General features: G+C 64.1%; 15 protein-coding genes. 6 read left to right on the forward strand and 9 right to left on the reverse strand.

Annotated features, from left to right (window positions below; all coding sequences use genetic code 11):
- Window positions 1-27 precede the first annotated feature (27 nt).
- The 4 genes from JQ580_RS03225 to JQ580_RS03240 all read right to left on the reverse strand — a co-directional run bounded on the left by JQ580_RS03225 (window position 28) and on the right by JQ580_RS03240 (window position 5,396).
- Window positions 28-879 (reverse strand): carbohydrate ABC transporter permease, encoded by an 852-nt coding sequence (locus JQ580_RS03225; protein ID WP_106948192.1) that lies wholly within the window; start codon window positions 877-879, stop codon window positions 28-30.
- Window positions 876-1,748, reverse strand: a complete 873-nt coding sequence (locus JQ580_RS03230; protein WP_212278276.1) for a carbohydrate ABC transporter permease — start codon at window positions 1,746-1,748, stop codon at window positions 876-878. The genes JQ580_RS03225 and JQ580_RS03230 overlap by 4 nt, the downstream gene beginning before the upstream one ends.
- A 94-nt stretch (window positions 1,749-1,842) precedes the next feature.
- Entirely contained in the window at window positions 1,843-3,228 is a 1,386-nt protein-coding gene (locus JQ580_RS03235) for an ABC transporter substrate-binding protein (protein ID WP_212278277.1), read from the reverse strand.
- 239 nt (window positions 3,229-3,467) lie between these two features.
- Entirely contained in the window at window positions 3,468-5,396 is a 1,929-nt protein-coding gene (locus JQ580_RS03240) for an AsmA family protein (RefSeq protein ID WP_212278278.1), read from the reverse strand.
- A 271-nt stretch (window positions 5,397-5,667) separates the two neighbouring features.
- Between JQ580_RS03240 and JQ580_RS03245 the strand changes: the two genes are divergently transcribed.
- From JQ580_RS03245 to JQ580_RS03255, 3 genes are read left to right on the forward strand one after another with little or no spacing between them, the layout of a single operon-like run.
- Window positions 5,668-6,405, forward strand: coding sequence for a CoA transferase subunit A (locus tag JQ580_RS03245; RefSeq protein ID WP_212278279.1), 738 nt, complete (start codon window positions 5,668-5,670; stop codon window positions 6,403-6,405).
- Entirely contained in the window at window positions 6,405-7,055 is a 651-nt protein-coding gene (locus JQ580_RS03250) for a CoA transferase subunit B (protein WP_212278280.1), read from the forward strand. The genes JQ580_RS03245 and JQ580_RS03250 overlap by 1 nt, the downstream gene beginning before the upstream one ends.
- 22 nt (window positions 7,056-7,077) lie before the next feature.
- Window positions 7,078-7,713, forward strand: a complete 636-nt coding sequence (locus JQ580_RS03255; protein ID WP_212278281.1) for a GNAT family N-acetyltransferase — start codon at window positions 7,078-7,080, stop codon at window positions 7,711-7,713.
- Window positions 7,714-7,821: 108 nt separating this feature from the next.
- Here JQ580_RS03255 and JQ580_RS03260 read toward each other — a convergent pair whose 3' ends face one another.
- The 3 genes from JQ580_RS03260 to JQ580_RS03270 form a co-directional block, all read right to left on the reverse strand.
- The gene (locus tag JQ580_RS03260; protein ID WP_212278282.1) at window positions 7,822-8,700 is read right to left on the reverse strand and encodes an SUMF1/EgtB/PvdO family nonheme iron enzyme; all 879 of its coding nucleotides are present in this window, start codon (window positions 8,698-8,700) and stop codon (window positions 7,822-7,824) included.
- A gap of 53 nt (window positions 8,701-8,753) precedes the next feature.
- Window positions 8,754-9,851, reverse strand: coding sequence for a copper-containing nitrite reductase (gene nirK / locus JQ580_RS03265; protein WP_212278283.1), 1,098 nt, complete (start codon window positions 9,849-9,851; stop codon window positions 8,754-8,756).
- Window positions 9,852-10,136: 285 nt separating this feature from the next.
- Window positions 10,137-10,337, reverse strand: a complete 201-nt coding sequence (locus tag JQ580_RS03270; RefSeq protein WP_212278284.1) for a hypothetical protein — start codon at window positions 10,335-10,337, stop codon at window positions 10,137-10,139.
- 206 nt (window positions 10,338-10,543) lie between these two features.
- On the opposite strand from JQ580_RS03270, the gene hemN reads away from it, so the two are divergent.
- Both hemN and JQ580_RS03280 read left to right on the forward strand, forming a co-directional pair.
- Entirely contained in the window at window positions 10,544-11,896 is a 1,353-nt protein-coding gene (gene hemN, locus JQ580_RS03275; protein ID WP_212278285.1) for an oxygen-independent coproporphyrinogen III oxidase, read from the forward strand.
- A gap of 198 nt (window positions 11,897-12,094) precedes the next feature.
- Window positions 12,095-12,292: a DUF1858 domain-containing protein gene (locus JQ580_RS03280; RefSeq protein WP_028140266.1), complete on the forward strand. Its 198-nt coding sequence runs from the start codon at window positions 12,095-12,097 to the stop codon at window positions 12,290-12,292.
- Window positions 12,293-12,413: 121 nt separating this feature from the next.
- Here the strand turns inward: JQ580_RS03280 and JQ580_RS03285 are convergent, their stop codons facing one another.
- Window positions 12,414-13,124 carry a Crp/Fnr family transcriptional regulator gene (locus JQ580_RS03285; protein WP_212278286.1) on the reverse strand — a complete coding sequence of 237 codons (711 nt, stop codon included), beginning with the start codon at window positions 13,122-13,124 and terminating at the stop codon, window positions 12,414-12,416.
- Between the two features lie 129 nt (window positions 13,125-13,253).
- On the opposite strand from JQ580_RS03285, the gene JQ580_RS03290 reads away from it, so the two are divergent.
- A complete protein-coding gene (locus tag JQ580_RS03290) occupies window positions 13,254-14,465 on the forward strand; it encodes an NnrS family protein (RefSeq protein ID WP_212278287.1) in 1,212 nt (403 codons plus the stop codon).
- A 2-nt stretch (window positions 14,466-14,467) separates the two neighbouring features.
- Here the strand turns inward: JQ580_RS03290 and JQ580_RS03295 are convergent, their stop codons facing one another.
- On the reverse strand, window positions 14,468-15,505 hold the full coding sequence (locus tag JQ580_RS03295) for an AraC family transcriptional regulator (RefSeq protein ID WP_212278288.1): 1,038 nt from the start codon (window positions 15,503-15,505) through the stop codon (window positions 14,468-14,470).
- Window positions 15,506-15,616: the final 111 nt, after the last annotated feature.

The raw sequence follows: 15,616 nt of genomic DNA on the forward strand, positions 1-15,616 counted from the left end.
CAGCTCGCCCCGGAATGATGGTTTGCCCTACGACTTCACCGCACCCGCCGTGAGCCCGCCCACCATGTAGCGGCGGAAGGCGTAGTAGATCGCAGCCGGCGGCAGTGCGTAGATGAAGCCGGTCGTCATCAACAGTTCCCACGGCGAGTCGTCTGCGGCGAGGAAGTTGCCGAGCGCGACGGGCAGGGTGATCTCGCGGTCGTTCGAGAGCAGCAGGAACGCGTAGAGATATTCGTTCCAGGCCAGCAGCACCGCATAGGTGCCGATCGCGACCAGCGAGGGCATCATCAGCGGCACATAGACCATGCGGAAGATCTGCAGCGTGGTGGCGCCGTCCATCACCGCGGCCTCATCAAGCTCCACGGGCAATTTGTCGGAGGCCTGCTTCAGCACCCAGATTGCGTAGGGGCTGGCGATCGTGACCATCGCAAGGATCAGCGACCAGTGATTGTTGAGCAGGCCGTAATTGCCCATCGTGCGGTACATCGGCACGGCGAGGAACGCCGCGGGGATGAAATAGGTGAAGAGCGCGAGGTTCATCACGATGCGGCCGCCGGGCACCCGAAGCCGCGAGATCGAGAACGCCGCGGCCGTGGCGATGACCAGCGTCAGGACGCCGACGGCTGCGGCGATCACCAGCGAGTTCCAGAACTGGGCGTAGAAGTCGCGCAGGAAGTAATGCTGCTGCTTGAACACGATCGTGAAGTTGTGGAGCGTCGGATGGTCAGGCCACAGCTTGCCCGAGAACGCGTCTTCCTTCGGGGAGATCGCGAACAGGAACATGTGGTAGATCGGGATCATCGTCCACAGGAAGACGGGAATGCCGATCAGCAGCAGCCGCGCTTCCGTCGCGACGTCACGGAGAGAGGGAAGCTTCATCGCGACAACCGTTTCATCATGAAGTACACGAGCGGCAGGACGAACGGCATCGCACAGACGATGGAAGCCATCGCGAGTGAGAGCTGGTCGAGCCGGAGATAGCGGATACCGAGCGTCGCCAGCACATGCGTGAGGTCGGCCGGACCACCGCCGGTGAGCAGATAGACGCTGTTGAAGTCGCCGAGCGTCCAGATCATCGAGAGCAGCGTGCAGGTGATGTAGAGCGTCTGCATCGACGGCCAGGTGATGTAGCGGAACTTCTGCCACCAGCTGGCGCCGTCGACCTCGGCGGCCTCGAACAGATCGTGCGGGATCGCGAGGCGGCCGGTGATCAGGATCAGCGTCCAGAACGGCAGCGACTTCCAGATGTGAACGCCGATCGCCATGGTCAGCGCCACGGTCGGGTCGTTCAGCCAGTTCGGGCCGTCGTCGCCGGTGAAGGAAAAGATGAGGTGGTTGATCACGCCCCATTCGGGATTGAACATGAAGCGCACCGACAGGATGGTCGGGATTGACGGCACCGCCCAGGGCAGAATGAAGATCACCGACAGCCATTTGATCCAGGGGCGCTGCACGGCGAAGAAGCCGGACAGGAACAGGGCAATCACCATCTTGATGTTGATGCCGATGACCAGGAAAATCAGCGTGTTGACCGCGGCGCGCGCGAAAATCGGGTCGTTGTAGAGTGCGACGTAGTTCGACGGCGCGCGCGCCAGCCACAGCCCGTAGCAGACGGGATAGACCACGAAGGCGAGGAAGACGAGCAGATAGGGCGCGAGCAGTATGATGCCCCAGACCTGCGCCGGGGTCAGTCGCGACGACAGGGGCGGGCCGGGGAGTGCCTGATCGCCAGAGAGCGTGATCGCCATTCTATTCGGACTCTTCAAAGAGAAGCCGGCCGCGAAACGCGGCCGGTGATTGTTCTAGCACCTCTCCCCGCGAGGCGGGGAGAGGGAGGATGACTTAACCCGCGACTTGCTTGATGCGGGCGATCAGCTCGTCCACGGCCTTGTCGACGGGAACCTTCTCGCTGACGACGCGATTCATCGCCTTCGCCCACACGTTCTCGTTGTTGAGGATCGTGAACTTCCAATTCTTGGTGAAGTCGAACGCCGCAGTGCCGCCCTTGAACTGCGCGTACACGGCCTTGCGGTGCTTGTCAGCCTGCCAGAACGGGCTCTCCTGGCTTTCCTTCGTCACCGGGAACCAGCGGCCGAGCGCGCCCTCGATATAGGGACGCACGTTCTCTTCCTGCAGCAGGAAGCTGATGAACTGCTTGGCCTCGGCCTTGTTCTTGGCCGCGGTGAAGATCAGCCCGGTCTTGACGTCGGAGCGATAGCGGATGGTCGAACCATCCGGCGCCTTCGGGAAGGACGCCGTGATGATGTCCTGCTCATAGGCCTTCTTGCCGGCCTCGCGCTGCTCCGGCGTGAGAGCCTGGTTCTGCGAGTCCTCGTACCACTTCGCCGCGATCGAGATCGTGAAGTTGTGGGTCATCACGATGGTCTTGTTGTGGAAGGCGACGTTGTTGTCGGGATCTTTCCAGGTCGTGGAGGAGGGCGGCGTGCAGCCCTTGATATAGGTGTCGGTATAGTCTTTCAGCGCGTGGATCAGATTCTCGCGAACCTTGGGATCGTCGACCGTGAGCTTGCCGTCATCGTCGACCAGCTTGACGTGGTAGGCGTCCATGAAGGTGTAGAACGACTGGAAGGCGTCGGTGGATTCCACGCCCATCGGCTGGCCGACGGCGTAAATGCGCTGTCCGGTCGCCTTGCGGATCCCAGGCTGCACCTTGTCGCACCAGAACGTCCAGTAGCCAGCCCAGTCGGTCGGGATATCGGGCTGTTTGAAGCCGGCTTTCTCCAGCATGTCGTTCCAGATCTGGACGTGCATGCTCTGCTGCTTCAGCGGGAAGCCGTAATAGGCCTTCTTCTTGGTGACGTCGTTGTAGAGGATCGACGCGTCGAGCGTATTCTGGACGAAGCGGTCCTTGATCGGCTCCATGATGTCGGAGAGATCCTCGAGCTTGCCTTCGTAAGCCCACTTGCCCTGCGCCTGCACGTCATAGGAATCGGAATAGGCGACATCGGGCACGGTGCCGGCATCGAGCGCGGCGACCGTCTTCGGAATCATGTCCTGAATCGCGTATTGCGACAATTCGACCTTGATGCCGGTCTTGGCTTCGAACTTCTTGATCGTGTCGAGCAGCGCGTCGTCTTCGGAGCGATAGAAGCCCTTGCCCCACCAGACCGTAATCGTCTTTTGCTGCGCAAATGCGGGTGCAGCGGCTGCAAACAGCCCGGCCGCAGCGACCGCCAGTGATACTGCGCCAATAACCTTGGATTTCACGTTTTTCTCCCTCAAACGGCCGGTGTTTTTAACCGGTCGTATAAAACACTAGCGCAGGATGGTAGCGCAATCAACGCATCTTGTCGGACGCGGGTCAGATGCTTAACGCGTGCATCAATCCAATCGTCGCATCAATTCGATCGGATCAATTCGCGATGGTCCCGCCAAAGAGTGGCCGTCCTCAGTCGAAACTCCCCTGAGTTACACGACAGCCGAGTTGGACCAGCCAGGTGAACTCGTCAGTTGGACTTGGCGTTCTCTTTGGAATTTTCCGCCGTCGGCGCGTCCGTCTGCGCGGGACGCTTTCCGTTTCCAGTGATGCGCTCGATCGCGGAGCGCACGGCGTCGCCACCCTTGCGGTCCTTCAGCATGTCGAGCAGCGGCGCGGAGGCTGGCGAGCGGCGGATCAGGCTTTCCGGATCGGGGAAGATCAGGGGATCGTCCCACGGGCCCTGCACCACGAATGGCAGTTCGAAGCCCGACGTGCTGTTGAGGCTCGCCACGCCCTTCATGTCGTATTCGCGCGTCGGCACCGAAGCGGTGCCCGTTAGCGTGATCTTCGCCGCCGGCCCTTCGACACGGATGTCCTCGGCGGTGGCGACCCCATCGGAGAATTTCACGGCGATGGTGAGATTGTTGTAAGGCGTCGAACCGTTGCGGAAATTACCGCCGCCAGAGAGCGGCCGCCGCTCCAGGCGCTTCAGCAATTGCTCGGCATTGAAGCCCGCGATCGCGCCGTCATGACCGGTGATGTTGGCGCTGCCGTCGAGCGACTGCACGAGACCGAACGGGCTTGAGCCCGAAGCGAAGAGCGACACGTTGATGTTGCCGCGTCCCGACAGCTTGTTGAGGCCGAAGAGTTCGGTGGCGCAGGCCTGGAGATCGACGTCGGTGAACTGGAATTGCGCCTTGATGTCGGCGACGGTGTCGGAACGCGCGATGCCGAACGAGCCCTTGGCGATGCCGCCATAGACCTGCGCCTCGCCGACCGAGAGCGCCAGCGTGCCGTTGCGCAAATTGGCTCCGATCGCAGTGCGGCCGAGCTTGGTCGGTCCAACCGTCAGCTTTGCCGCCGACAGGCGCATGTCGAGGTCGGTCGTCGACAATCCGTTGAGATCGAACAGCTGCCTGTTCCAGTCCCGCGCGCCGCTCGCGAGCAGGCGGAAGGTCGAGATATAAGGCGTGAAGTCGAGTGCGTCGGCAGCAAGCGTCGCCTGCAGCGTCTGCCGGCCGTTATTGGCGTAGGTCATGACGCCCTCGGCGGCGTTGCCGTCGAGCTCGACATTGACGTTGGTTAGCGCGATCGAGGCGCCGACGACGTTGGCGCGCGCTTTCAGCACGAAACGACCGAAGCCGCCGCTGGCGGGCTGTGGTTGCCCGGTCCAGCGCAGTGCGTTGCGCAAGGAGGGGCTGTCGACCGTCAGCATACCTTCCATCATCGGGCTGGTGCGGTTGGCAACGCTGCCGTCGAAGGCGAGCTTGAGCGGCGCGCTGGCGATCCGCGCCTTCAACCCGGAGCGCTCCCCGGAGAGGGCGGCGACGAAATCGGAGAAACTGATCGAGCCGTCGACACGCTCGCCGCGCCAGTCGAACTGTCCGGTCGCAGCGAAGGAACGCGAGATCGAGGGCCAGGCCAGCGAGAGGTCGATGTCCTCGAGCTTCTCGGTGCCGGGCGTGGCGGCGTCCTGGTAGTCGAGCACGCCGTCCTGGATCCGGATTTCGGAGAACGAGACCTGGTTCTCGGCACCGGGCTTCATGGTGCGCGCGATGGTCTGGATGAAGGGCGTCCAGTTGCTCTGGCCGTCCGGCTTCAGGCTGACATGGATGCGCGGCCGCAGCAGCGTGAGGTCGGCGATCTCGAACCGTTGCATCAGCAACGGCAGCAGCCGCAGATTGGCGGTGAGCACGTCGACCTGGAGCGCGGGATCGCTGGTGCCGCCGCCCTTAAGGCCGACGTCACGGAAGGAAATGTAGCTCGCCGGCAGCACCGAGATGTCGATTGCGCCCGCGACACTGAGCTCGAGCCCGGTGACGTCGCGGATCTGCGCTTCGACCGCCTTGCGCAGCGCGTCGCGGTTGATGAGCCATGAGGTCGCGATCAGGGCGATCAGCGCAACGCCGAGCAGCGCCGCGATCGGCGTCCCGAGGCGCTTCATTCCTTGGGCCATTGTCAATGGCATGTCCTGATCGGGTTGGTCGTTGGAGCCAGAAGGGCGGACCGGGAAACCTGCGTGCCCACGCCCAACCCTCGCAACTTGATGGTTTTTCTTGTCGCTTTCAAGGCCGCGGGCGGTTCTGCCCACGGTGTGGGCAGCTTCTATCACCCGGGCGCGGTGCAGAGAACCCCGTATCATTGACGGCTTTGGAGGATTTCGCCTAATAATCGCCGCCAATAGGGCGCGACGCCTCAAGCCGCAGGTTCAGCCGAAGGTTATTTGCATGAACAAGGTCTATCCCGACGCCAAGTCGGCTCTGTCAGGCATTTTGAAAGACAACATGATGATCATGTCGGGAGGCTTTGGCCTCTGCGGCATCGCCGAGGAGCTATCGGACGCGATCCGCGAGTCCGGCGTCAAGGGCCTGACGGTTGTCTCCAACAATGCCGGCGTCGACGGAATCGGCCTCAGCCGCCTCCTGGAAACCCGGCAGATCAAGAAGATGATCTCGTCCTATGTCGGCGAGAACAAGCTGTTCGCCCAGCAATTCCTCGCCGGCGAGCTGGAACTCGAATTCAATCCGCAGGGCACGCTGGCCGAGCGCATTCGCGCCGGCGGCGCCGGCATTCCGGCCTTCTACACCAAGACAGGCGTCGGCACGCTGATCGCCGAAGGCAAGGAAGTGAAGGAGTTCGACGGTGAGAAGTATCTGATGGAGCGCGGCCTGTTCGCCGACCTCGCCATCGTGCACGCCTGGAAGGGCGACACCGCCGGCAACCTCATCTATCGCAAGACCGCGCGTAACTTCAACCCGATGATGGCGACCGCCGCCAAGATCACGGTGGCCGAGGTTGAGCATCTGGTCCCGGCCGGTGAGCTCAATCCCGACCACATCCACACGCCCGGCATCTTCGTGAAGCGCATCGTCGAGGTCGGTACGGCCAAGAAGCGCATCGAATTCCGCAACACCCGCCCGCGTCCGACCAAGGCGCCGGCCGCCGGCACTGGAGTTGAAATCTGATGGCCTGGACCCGCGAACAGATGGCCGCACGCGCAGCAAAGGAACTGCGCGACGGTTACTACGTCAATCTCGGCATCGGCATCCCAACGCTGGTTTCGAACTACATTCCCGACGGGGTCGATGTCAGCCTGCAGAGCGAGAACGGCATGCTCGGCATGGGTCCGTTCCCCTATGAGGGCGAGGAAGACGCCGACCTGATCAACGCCGGCAAGCAGACCGTGAGCGAGCTGCCCTCGACCTCCTATTTCTCCAGCGCGGATTCGTTCGGTATGATCCGCGGCGGCCACATGGATCTGTCGATCCTCGGCGCCATGCAGGTGGCCCAGAACGGCGACCTCGCCAACTGGATGATCCCCGGCAAGATGGTCAAGGGCATGGGCGGCGCGATGGATCTCGTCGCCGGCGTGAAGCGCGTCGTCGTCGTGATGGAGCATTCGGCCAAGGACGGCTCCAAGCTCCTCAAGAAGTGCAACCTGCCGCTGACGGGCGAGCGCGTCGTCGACATGGTCGTCACCGACCTCGCCGTCTTCACCATCGACAAGCACGGCGACGGCGGCATGGCCCTGATCGAGCTCGCCGACGGCGTCTCGCTCGACGAGGTCAAGGCCAAGACCGAAGCCGAATTCCGCGTCGCGCTGACGAACACGTAAGGTCTTCCCAAAAAGGGCGCGTATGACGATAAGGTCTGCGCGTCCCGAAGACGCTGCTTTCATCGCAAGAACCATCCTATACTCGATGCGCGGCAACCGGCCGCGCGGCTGGTTCGACGTGGCGCTCAGCTGGCCGGAAGCAGCGTGCCTGGATTTCATCGCGCGCGTCGCCGTCGCACGCGCGGTGTCGATGTGGCATGTTTCGCAGTTCCTGGTCGCCGAGATCGACGGCAAGCCTGCTGCTGCGCTTTGTGCCGTGCCTGCGGCCGGCACCGGATCTGCGGCCTGGCGCGCGCTCGAAGAGGTTGGTCTTTCGACTGGGCTCACGGCGTCAGAATTGGACGCCATCCGCCAGCGCGGCGCCTATTCGCGAGCTTGCTGGGTCCAGGGCGGCGAGGGCGACTGGATGATCGAGCACGTCGCAACCGATCCTGCCTATCGGGGTCGCGGCCTGATGCAGGCGCTGATCGCGCAAGCGCTGGTCAGGGGTCGGACGGCCGGCTTTGCTCGGACGACGATATCGTTCCTGATCGGAAACGAGCCTGCCGAGCGCGCCTACGCCAGGGCCGGATTCGCCTTTGCGGAGGAGAAACGCGATCCTGCGTTCGAGGCGATCATCGGAGCACCCGGCTTTCGCATGTTCGCGCGTGCGACGTGACCCGCCGCGCAAGCCGTGACGATTGAGAGCGGGGTGCGCACTCGATCTCGTTGCAATGACGGAGTATGCGGCGCAGCCGCGCTTCTGCTATCCGCGTGTCGGGCCGGGCTACGACCTCGCCGCCCACACCTTGCCCCAGCGCGCCGACACGCTCGCGACCCACGAGGTCTCCTCGCGCACCAGCCGGAAGCCGAGATTGGCGGGCGGCACGCCCTGGGCGCAGCCGCCGGCGCGGGCGTCGCGGATGAAATCGGTGACATAGGCGCGGTGCGCGCCCTCGGCGACACGTACACCGCAGTTCACGGTCGGTCGGCCGGCATTGCCGGCGGCGTCGATGCGCGAGCGCACGAAGCAGGTCGAGGTCCATTCCCAGACGTTGCCGGCGAGATCTTCGACGCCGTACTCGTTCGGGCCGAACTTGCCGAACGGGTAGGCCGTGGTGTCGGAGAGGTCGCGTTCGGATTCGCGCTCGTAGCGGCTGATCCAGCGCTTCGAAGGATCGTCTGCATCGACCGGTACGCCGTCGTCCCTGAAGCGGGAGCCGGCCGCAAAAGCCCATTCCGCATCGCTCGGCAGGCGATAATGCTGGCCGGTCTTGCGCGACAGCCAGCCTGCATAGGCCTCGGCGTCGTGCCAGCTCACCTGCACCGCGGGGCGATCAGGCGCGACGGCGACGTCGCGATCGAGTGCGCGGCAGGCGCCCTCTTGCACGCAGAGTTGATAGTCGGATGAGGAGACCTGGTTTCGCATGATGTGCAGGGGGCGGCCGACGCGCATCGCGCGGAGCGGCGCTTCCGCCTGCTGTCCGCCGCGCGTGAAATCGCCGGCCTCGCGATAGGACAGGGTGCCCGGCGCGATCCTGACGGTCGCAGGCTCCCCGACCGTGCCGCGGACCGCCATGTTCGAGACCAACGGCGCCACCGCGATCGGTCCTGCGAGCCCGGCGGCGCAGGCGAGTGCCAGTTTGAGCTTGAATGCGATCAGCATGGTCGTTTCCCGAAGGAAGAAGGGGCCGGTGATGACCGGCCCCCTCGTCGCGTCTAGTTGGTGTTGGCAGCCGGGATTTCGGCAGGTGCCTTCACCTGGGTCATCAGATCGTCGTTCCACTTGCCTTCGACCTTGAAGTGCGCGGTGGCACCGAGGTCTGCGGCCTCGATCAGATTGTGCGTGACATAGGCGTAGATGCCGGGCTGCTGGAATTTGTACAGCGCAGCTCCCGCCGAGCCGCCGCGGATGAACCAGGTCTCGAGCCCGACTTCGGGTGCATTGCCGAACTTGCCGGTCTCCCAGACATAGTCGCCATGGCCGCCGATCAGATGCGGACGGCTGTCGCGGTTGGCCTGAGAATGCACGATCAGCACGTTCTCGCCGACATTGGCCGTCAGCGCGTTCTTGCCGGTGAGCGCGCCGACCTTGCCGTTGAACACGACGTGGGTGGGGATCAGCTTCTTCATCACCTCTTCGGTCTCGGTGAAGGCTTCGCCCGGCGAATCGTAGGACTTGAAATTGCCCTTCTCGTCGCGCGGCACATACATGTCCTGCTCGCCGACGTAGTAGACCTTGTCGTACTTCAGCGCGTGGCCCTTGCCGTCGTTGAGGCCGTCGCGCGGCAGCACCATCACGGCGCCGTTCATGCCGGAGACGACGTGCCAGGGGATCATCGGGCCGCCCGGGGCGCAGTGATAGACGAACACGCCGGTCTTGGTCGCCTTCCAGCGCAGCACGACCTGCTCGCCGGGATTGATCAGCGTGAGCGCGCCGCCGCCGAGCGCGCCGGTCGCGGAATGGAAGTCGATGTTGTGCGGCATGGTGTTGGTCGCGGGATTGACCAGCGTCGTTTCGACGTAGTCGCCCTCATGCACGACCATCAGAGGACCCGGCATCGAGCCGTTGAAGGTCATGGCCTGGAAGGTGGTGCCCTTCTCGTCGATGATGACCTTCTTTTCCTCGATCGTGAGCTTGAACTCGATGATCTTGGGGCCTTGCTTGGTCGCCTGCTCGTGCGCATGCACGAAGGGCGGCGCGACCAGCTCGACCTTCTGGCGCGGCAGTTTGAGATCTTCGGCAGCCAAGGCGGGGGTCGCCAGCATCAAAGCTGTCGCGGCGGCACTGATTAATGCGGCTCTGCGGGTGAACATCGGAAGCATCCTTCATCTGAAAAGGTTTTGATGACGGATGCAGTGTGCGCCGATCGCGGCAAGAGTGTTTGCGCTGCGACAAGTTATTGCCGGATTCAGCTCCGCAACAGCACCTAGGTGTTTCGACGGAGCAGGATCGGTGACACGACGTCAACCGCATCCGACGGCGCGATGCGGATGTCGAGGCCTGTAAAAGCGGGTGGCTCGACAAGGCAGGCCGGGATGACGATGCCGGCGAATGCGCGCCTGAATGAGACGACGATCGGGGCCGCGGAAAAGACGCGGCTAGAAGAGATGGGCGGCAAGCCGGGCCGCAGCCCAGATCGCCAGCGACAGGCCGACGAGGACAGCGATCAAAGCGGCCAGGGCGCGCGCGGCGCCGACCGGGGTCGGTGCGGCCGGGGCAGGGCGGACATCGTTGAAACGCGGGATATGGCCGCGGACGTCGAGCAGGGAGAAGATTAGTTCGAGTGCGAGAAGCCTCATGGGCAAACGCTCCGGGTGCGGTGCGAAGTGCTGCGATCATGGTCCGGAACCGGCCGCTGCGCTTTGCGCGAACGCAATCTTCGGCGGATCCGCCCGGCCGACTTTGCGCGAGCGCAAGGTCGCCTCCTCGGATCCAAGGTAATGGAGCGAATTCCGTGATTTGCCGTGGGGTGTGCGCACGGCGGAAATTTACGAATGGGTAAGATATGAGAGCTGATCTTGCGGCGAGTTACGGCGAAGAGCGATTGCCACGCTACACGAGCTATCCCACCGCACCGCATTTCTCGTCGGCTATTGGTCCGGACACCTACGCCCGGTGGCTGGCGGAACTGCCTTCGGGCGCCAGCGCGTCACTCTATCTCCACGTACCGTTCTGCCGCGAGATGTGCTGGTACTGCGGCTGCCATACCCAGATCGTCCGCCGCGACGAACTCATCGCTGGCTATCAACGGACGCTGTGTGACGAGATCGCGCAGGTCGCCGAAACCATCGGCCGCCGCATCAAGGTGGAGCACATCCATTTCGGCGGCGGCACGCCGACGATCATGCAGCCGGAGGCTTTTGCCGAGTTGATGGCGACGATGCGCCAGAAGTTTTTCGTGCTGCCCTCGGCCGAGATTGCGGTCGAGATCGATCCCCGCACATTGACCGCCGACATGGTCGATGCCATGCGGCTCTCCGGGGTCAACCGCGCCAGCCTTGGCGTGCAGAGCTTTGATCCCGTGGTGCAGCGGGCGATCAACCGCGTGCAAAGCTTCGAGCAGACGGCTTCCGTGGTCGGCATGCTCCGGCGCGCCGGCATCGAGGGACTCAATTTCGACCTGATCTATGGCCTGCCGCACCAGACCGTCGCATCGTGTCTGGATACCGTCCGGCGCAGCCTCACGCTTGCACCCGACCGCTTCTCCGTGTTCGGTTATGCTCATGTGCCAAGCTTCAAGAAGCACCAGCAGATGATCAACGAGGCTGTGCTGCCGGACGGCCTGGCGCGCCACGATCAGGCCTGCGCGATCGCGAATGCATTGAAGGAGGCCGGTTACGTGCAGATCGGGCTCGATCATTTCGCGCGACCCGGCGATTCCATGGCGGTGGCTTTCGAGGAACGGACGCTGCGGCGCAATTTTCAGGGCTACACCACTGACAAGAGTGAAGTCCTGATCGGTTTCGGCGCCAGCGCGATCGGGCATCTGCCGCAGGGTTACGTCCAGAACGAGGTGCAGATCGGCGCCTATGCGCAGAGCATCGCCGCAGGTCATTTGGCCACCGCCAAGGGCTATAGGCTCACCGACGACGACCGGCTGCGCGCCGACATCATCGAACGTATCATGTGCGAGTTCAGCGCCGACCTCGGCGATATCTGCGCGCGCCACGGTACAGAAGCCGGCGCGATGCTGGACTCGGCATCGCGCCTGAAGCCGCTGATCTCCGACGGCGTCGTGCGGCTGGACGGCAACCGCCTTGCCGTTGCAAAGGATTCGCGCTTCCTGGTCCGCAGCGTGGCGGCCGCGTTCGACGCGCATCTCAATCCTGCGAAGCAGCTGCACAGCCGGGCGGTTTAACCTCGCTCTGTCATTCCGGGGCGCGCCTCTTGGCGCGAGCCCGGAATCCATCTCTCCACGGCATCTGCTGCGCGATGGATTCCGGGCTCGCGCTCTGCGCGCCCCGGAATGACGCTCTGAGGGACCTCACACCAGCTTGCGCTGCCACAAAGAAGCTCCGCGTCCCTCCGTTATCGTCGTGACGGAATGGAGTTGTCCATGTCTTTCGGATCCGACGATCTGGTCGATGACATCATGCGCACGGCGCCACACACGATCCGGGTGTTTCTGGCTTTCAGGATGGCTTGTGTCGGTTGCCCGATCGCAACCTTCCACACAGTGGATGATGCCTGCCGCGAGCATGGCATCGACCGCGAAAAATTCCTCGCCGCATTGTGCGATTGCGTGCCGGCGTGAAGCAGTCTGGAATTCGCGCGGGCGCGCGCGGGTTCCCGGGTGAGGGGCGGCTTTCGCCGTAAGCGAAGCGCCCTCACTCCTATCTCGACCTAACTTGTGCGGAGAGGTCCCGGCGCGGCTGTCACGCCGCGCCGCTGTCGGCGCTCCGTTCCGCCAAAACGACGATCCTGTGCGGTTCGCGCAGGATGATGCGCTGACGGCCGCTCTCGACGAGGCCCTGGCTCTCCCATCCGCTCAGGATGCGGCTGACCGTGTGCAGCGTGGTGCCGGTCATCTGGGCGATGTCCTGGCGGCTGATCGGAAAGTCGATTTCGATGCCGTGATCGAGCTTCCTGCCGGATTGCTTGGCGAGGCGCAGCAGCGCATGCGCGACGCGTTGTTCGACCTGCTGTGTCGACATTTCCAGGATGCGGGTATGGCTCTCCTGGAGGCGCGTGCCAACGGTCTGGAGCGTATTGGCGGCCAGCGAGGGGAATCGCTCGACCAGCCGGGGCCAGGCCGAGGTTGGCCAGATCAGCACCACGCTGTCATCGACCGCGATCGCGGTCGCCGGATACTGCACGGCACCGATCGCCATGGCGAGCCCGAACGTTTCGCCGGGCGCGACGTAGCGGACCACGATCTGCTCGCCGGTCGGCGTGGTCTTGGCAGCGCGGACATGGCCGTGCAGCAGCAGGAAGAAGGACTGTGCGTCCGCGCCCTGCTCGAAAATGGCACTATTCCTGGGATAACGCGCCGAACGGGCTTCGCGCAGGATCTCATCCAGCGCTTCCGGCGTGACCCCGGCAAACAGCGGCAAATGCGCAACCAGCGATGTGTCGACCTTGGCCATTCTGCCTCCTTGGCAACAGGGAGTGTGATGGCACCTGCAATCGTTCTGGTGTTTGCGTTAGCGCAAAACGGAACAGCCGGCTGGCAGTATTTTTCCTGACGACCGTCTGAAATCTATTGGAGTTGACCCATGGCTGGCGCCCGATCCCGCAACTTTCAGGGCTGGCCGCTGTTTGCGAACAGTTTTCGGCCCTTTTTCCTGCTCGCTGCGATCCAGGCGGGGCTGTCGATCCTGGCCTGGCTGCCGATGTTCTATGGCGAATTGTCGGTGAGTTCCGCGTTCGCGCCGCGTGACTGGCACGTCCATGAGATGCTCTATGGCTTCCTGCCGGCTGTCATCACCGGGTTCCTGTTCACGGCCATCCCGAACTGGACCGGGCGGCTGCCGATCCAGGGCAGCTCGCTGGCGGCATTGGTGTTGGTCTGGCTTGCCGGGCGTGTCGCGGTGACGGTGTCGGCCGACACTGGCTGGGCATTCGCGCTTCTCGTCGATGCCGCCTTTCTGGCGTTGGTCGTCGCCGCCGCGGCCCGCGAGATCATCGCGGGTGGCAATTGGCGCAACCTGCCCGTGGTGGTGCTGGTGTCCGTTCTGCTCGCCGGCAATGTCGCGTTTCATCTCGAGGCGCACTACCACGCCGCGGCCGATGTCAGCATCCGCGTCGGCATCGGTGTGGTCGTGCTGCTGATCTCGCTGATCGGCGGCCGCATCATTCCGAGCTTCACCCGCAACTGGCTGGTCAAGTTCAATCCCGGCCGCCTGCCGGTACCGTTCGGGCGCTTCGATGGCGCAGTGATCGGATGCAGCGCGCTCGCGCTCATCTTCTGGATCGTGGCGCCGCTGAATGCCGTCACCGGTGTCCTGATGGCGCTGGTCGGCGGGCTGCATCTAATGCGGCTTGCGCGCTGGGCCGGCGATCGCACGTTTCGCGAGCTGCTGCTGGTGATCCTGCATATTGGCTATATCTTCGTGCCGCTCGGCTTCGTCCTGCACGCGTTGGCGGTCTTCGGCGCGCTGCCGCCGAGCGCCGGCATTCACGCCTGGATGACGGGTGCGGCGGGGACCATGACGCTGGCGGTGATGACCCGCGCGAGCCTCGGCCATACCGGACAGCCGTTGACCGCTTCGCCGGCGGTCCAGGGTGTCTATGCGGCGATCATCATTGCGGCCCTGGCGCGGGTCGCCGCCGTGGCGTGGCCTGCGCACAGCGATGCGTTGCTGCACATCGCCGCCTGCGGCTGGCTGGTCGCGTTCCTTGGATTTGCCGTGGCGTTCGGCCCGCTGCTCGCGGGAAGCCGGCGGCGGACCCTCGCCACGATGGGCGTGCCGGCGCCGGCGGGCTGAGTTCAGGCTGCGGTCGCCGAGGCCGTATCGGCGGGCGGGCCTTGTGGCCGCACGCCCTTGCGCCAGTCGGTGATGGTGCAGCCGAACCGCCCGCGAAACCAGCGCGCCATGGCGCTCTGCGCGGAGAAGCCGAGCTGGGTCGCGATATCGGCCAGCGGCCGGTCGGGATCCTCGATCAGCTGGATCACCAGATCGGCGCGTTGCGCATCCATGATGGCCGAGAAGCTGGTGCCGGCTTCGGCCAGGTGCCGGTGGATGGTGCGGCGGGTGCAGGCAAAATGCTCGGCGACGCGCTCGACCGTGCAGTCGCCGCCGGCGAGCAGGCGGCGCACGACCTCGTCGACCTTCCCTTCCCAACTTGCCGGCCGGGTCTCGATCGCCTCGATCCGCTTGCGCAGATAGCTCGCGATCAGCGGATGCGCGCTCGGAATCCGGCGCTCCATGTCGTGTGTCGACAGCAGGATCGAATCGTCCTCCGCATTGAAGGTCACGCGGCAACCGAAGAAGTCGCGGTAGCGCTTGCGGTCGCGCGGCGGCGGATAATGCAGATGGACCTCCTGCGGTCGCCAATCGCGGCCGAACAGCGATCGAATGATACGGTGGACGCTGCCGAGAGCCATGTCGATCGACTGCCGCGGCGCGCTCGGATGCCGGCCGCGCAGATGCAGCGTGACGGTCACGGTCTGCTCGTCGCGGGTGACATCCAGCCGCATGCCGTCGTGATGAATATGGATGAAGCGCGAGAATGCCTCGATCGCTTCGCCGACGGTCGCCTGTTCGCGCACGATCAGGCCGACCGCGCCGAAATTGGTCAAACCGCCGCGCTCGGCGAGACGCAAGCCGAAATCCTCGGCGCCGGAGGCATCTGCCGACAATTCGAGCAGACGGCGCAGGCCGGAGACGGCGATGGGTGTGTCGGGCTTGTCGAGGCAGGCCAGCGGCAGCCTGGCCTTGCGCATCATCTGCTTGGGATCGAGTCCGACCGACCGGGCAATCTCCGGGTAATAGCTCAAGCCCGCGCTGCGAACGAGGTCGGTCATGCAAACCGTTCCTGCCAGCCATTCCCGCAGATGTCCCGAAAAGTAAAGTTTCTGTCCCAATTCGTCAAATCCTGGAACCAGCCGGAACATACATAGGGGAAACCGAAGCAT

Origin of the sequence: Bradyrhizobium sp. SZCCT0148 (assembly GCF_018129985.1) — a bacterium.
GTDB lineage: Bacteria > Pseudomonadota > Alphaproteobacteria > Rhizobiales > Xanthobacteraceae > Bradyrhizobium > Bradyrhizobium japonicum_H.

Bases quoted from the DNA above. Each gene is read 5' to 3' on its own strand.
- JQ580_RS03225 (WP_106948192.1), bottom strand. From the start codon at position 879: ATGAAGCTTCCCTCTCTCCGTGACGTCGCGACGGAAGCGCGGCTGCTG.
- JQ580_RS03230 (WP_212278276.1), bottom strand. From the start codon at position 1,748: ATGGCGATCACGCTCTCTGGCGATCAGGCACTCCCCGGCCCGCCCCTG.
- JQ580_RS03240 (WP_212278278.1), bottom strand. From the start codon at position 5,396: ATGGCCCAAGGAATGAAGCGCCTCGGGACGCCGATCGCGGCGCTGCTC.
- JQ580_RS03245 (WP_212278279.1), top strand. From the start codon at position 5,668: ATGAACAAGGTCTATCCCGACGCCAAGTCGGCTCTGTCAGGCATTTTG.
- JQ580_RS03250 (WP_212278280.1), top strand. From the start codon at position 6,405: ATGGCCTGGACCCGCGAACAGATGGCCGCACGCGCAGCAAAGGAACTG.
- JQ580_RS03255 (WP_212278281.1), top strand. From the start codon at position 7,078: ATGACGATAAGGTCTGCGCGTCCCGAAGACGCTGCTTTCATCGCAAGA.
- JQ580_RS03260 (WP_212278282.1), bottom strand. From the start codon at position 8,700: ATGCTGATCGCATTCAAGCTCAAACTGGCACTCGCCTGCGCCGCCGGG.
- nirK (WP_212278283.1), bottom strand. From the start codon at position 9,851: ATGTTCACCCGCAGAGCCGCATTAATCAGTGCCGCCGCGACAGCTTTG.
- JQ580_RS03270 (WP_212278284.1), bottom strand. From the start codon at position 10,337: ATGAGGCTTCTCGCACTCGAACTAATCTTCTCCCTGCTCGACGTCCGC.
- hemN (WP_212278285.1), top strand. From the start codon at position 10,544: ATGAGAGCTGATCTTGCGGCGAGTTACGGCGAAGAGCGATTGCCACGC.
- JQ580_RS03280 (WP_028140266.1), top strand. From the start codon at position 12,095: ATGTCTTTCGGATCCGACGATCTGGTCGATGACATCATGCGCACGGCG.
- JQ580_RS03285 (WP_212278286.1), bottom strand. From the start codon at position 13,124: ATGGCCAAGGTCGACACATCGCTGGTTGCGCATTTGCCGCTGTTTGCC.
- JQ580_RS03290 (WP_212278287.1), top strand. From the start codon at position 13,254: ATGGCTGGCGCCCGATCCCGCAACTTTCAGGGCTGGCCGCTGTTTGCG.
- JQ580_RS03295 (WP_212278288.1), bottom strand. From the start codon at position 15,505: ATGACCGACCTCGTTCGCAGCGCGGGCTTGAGCTATTACCCGGAGATT.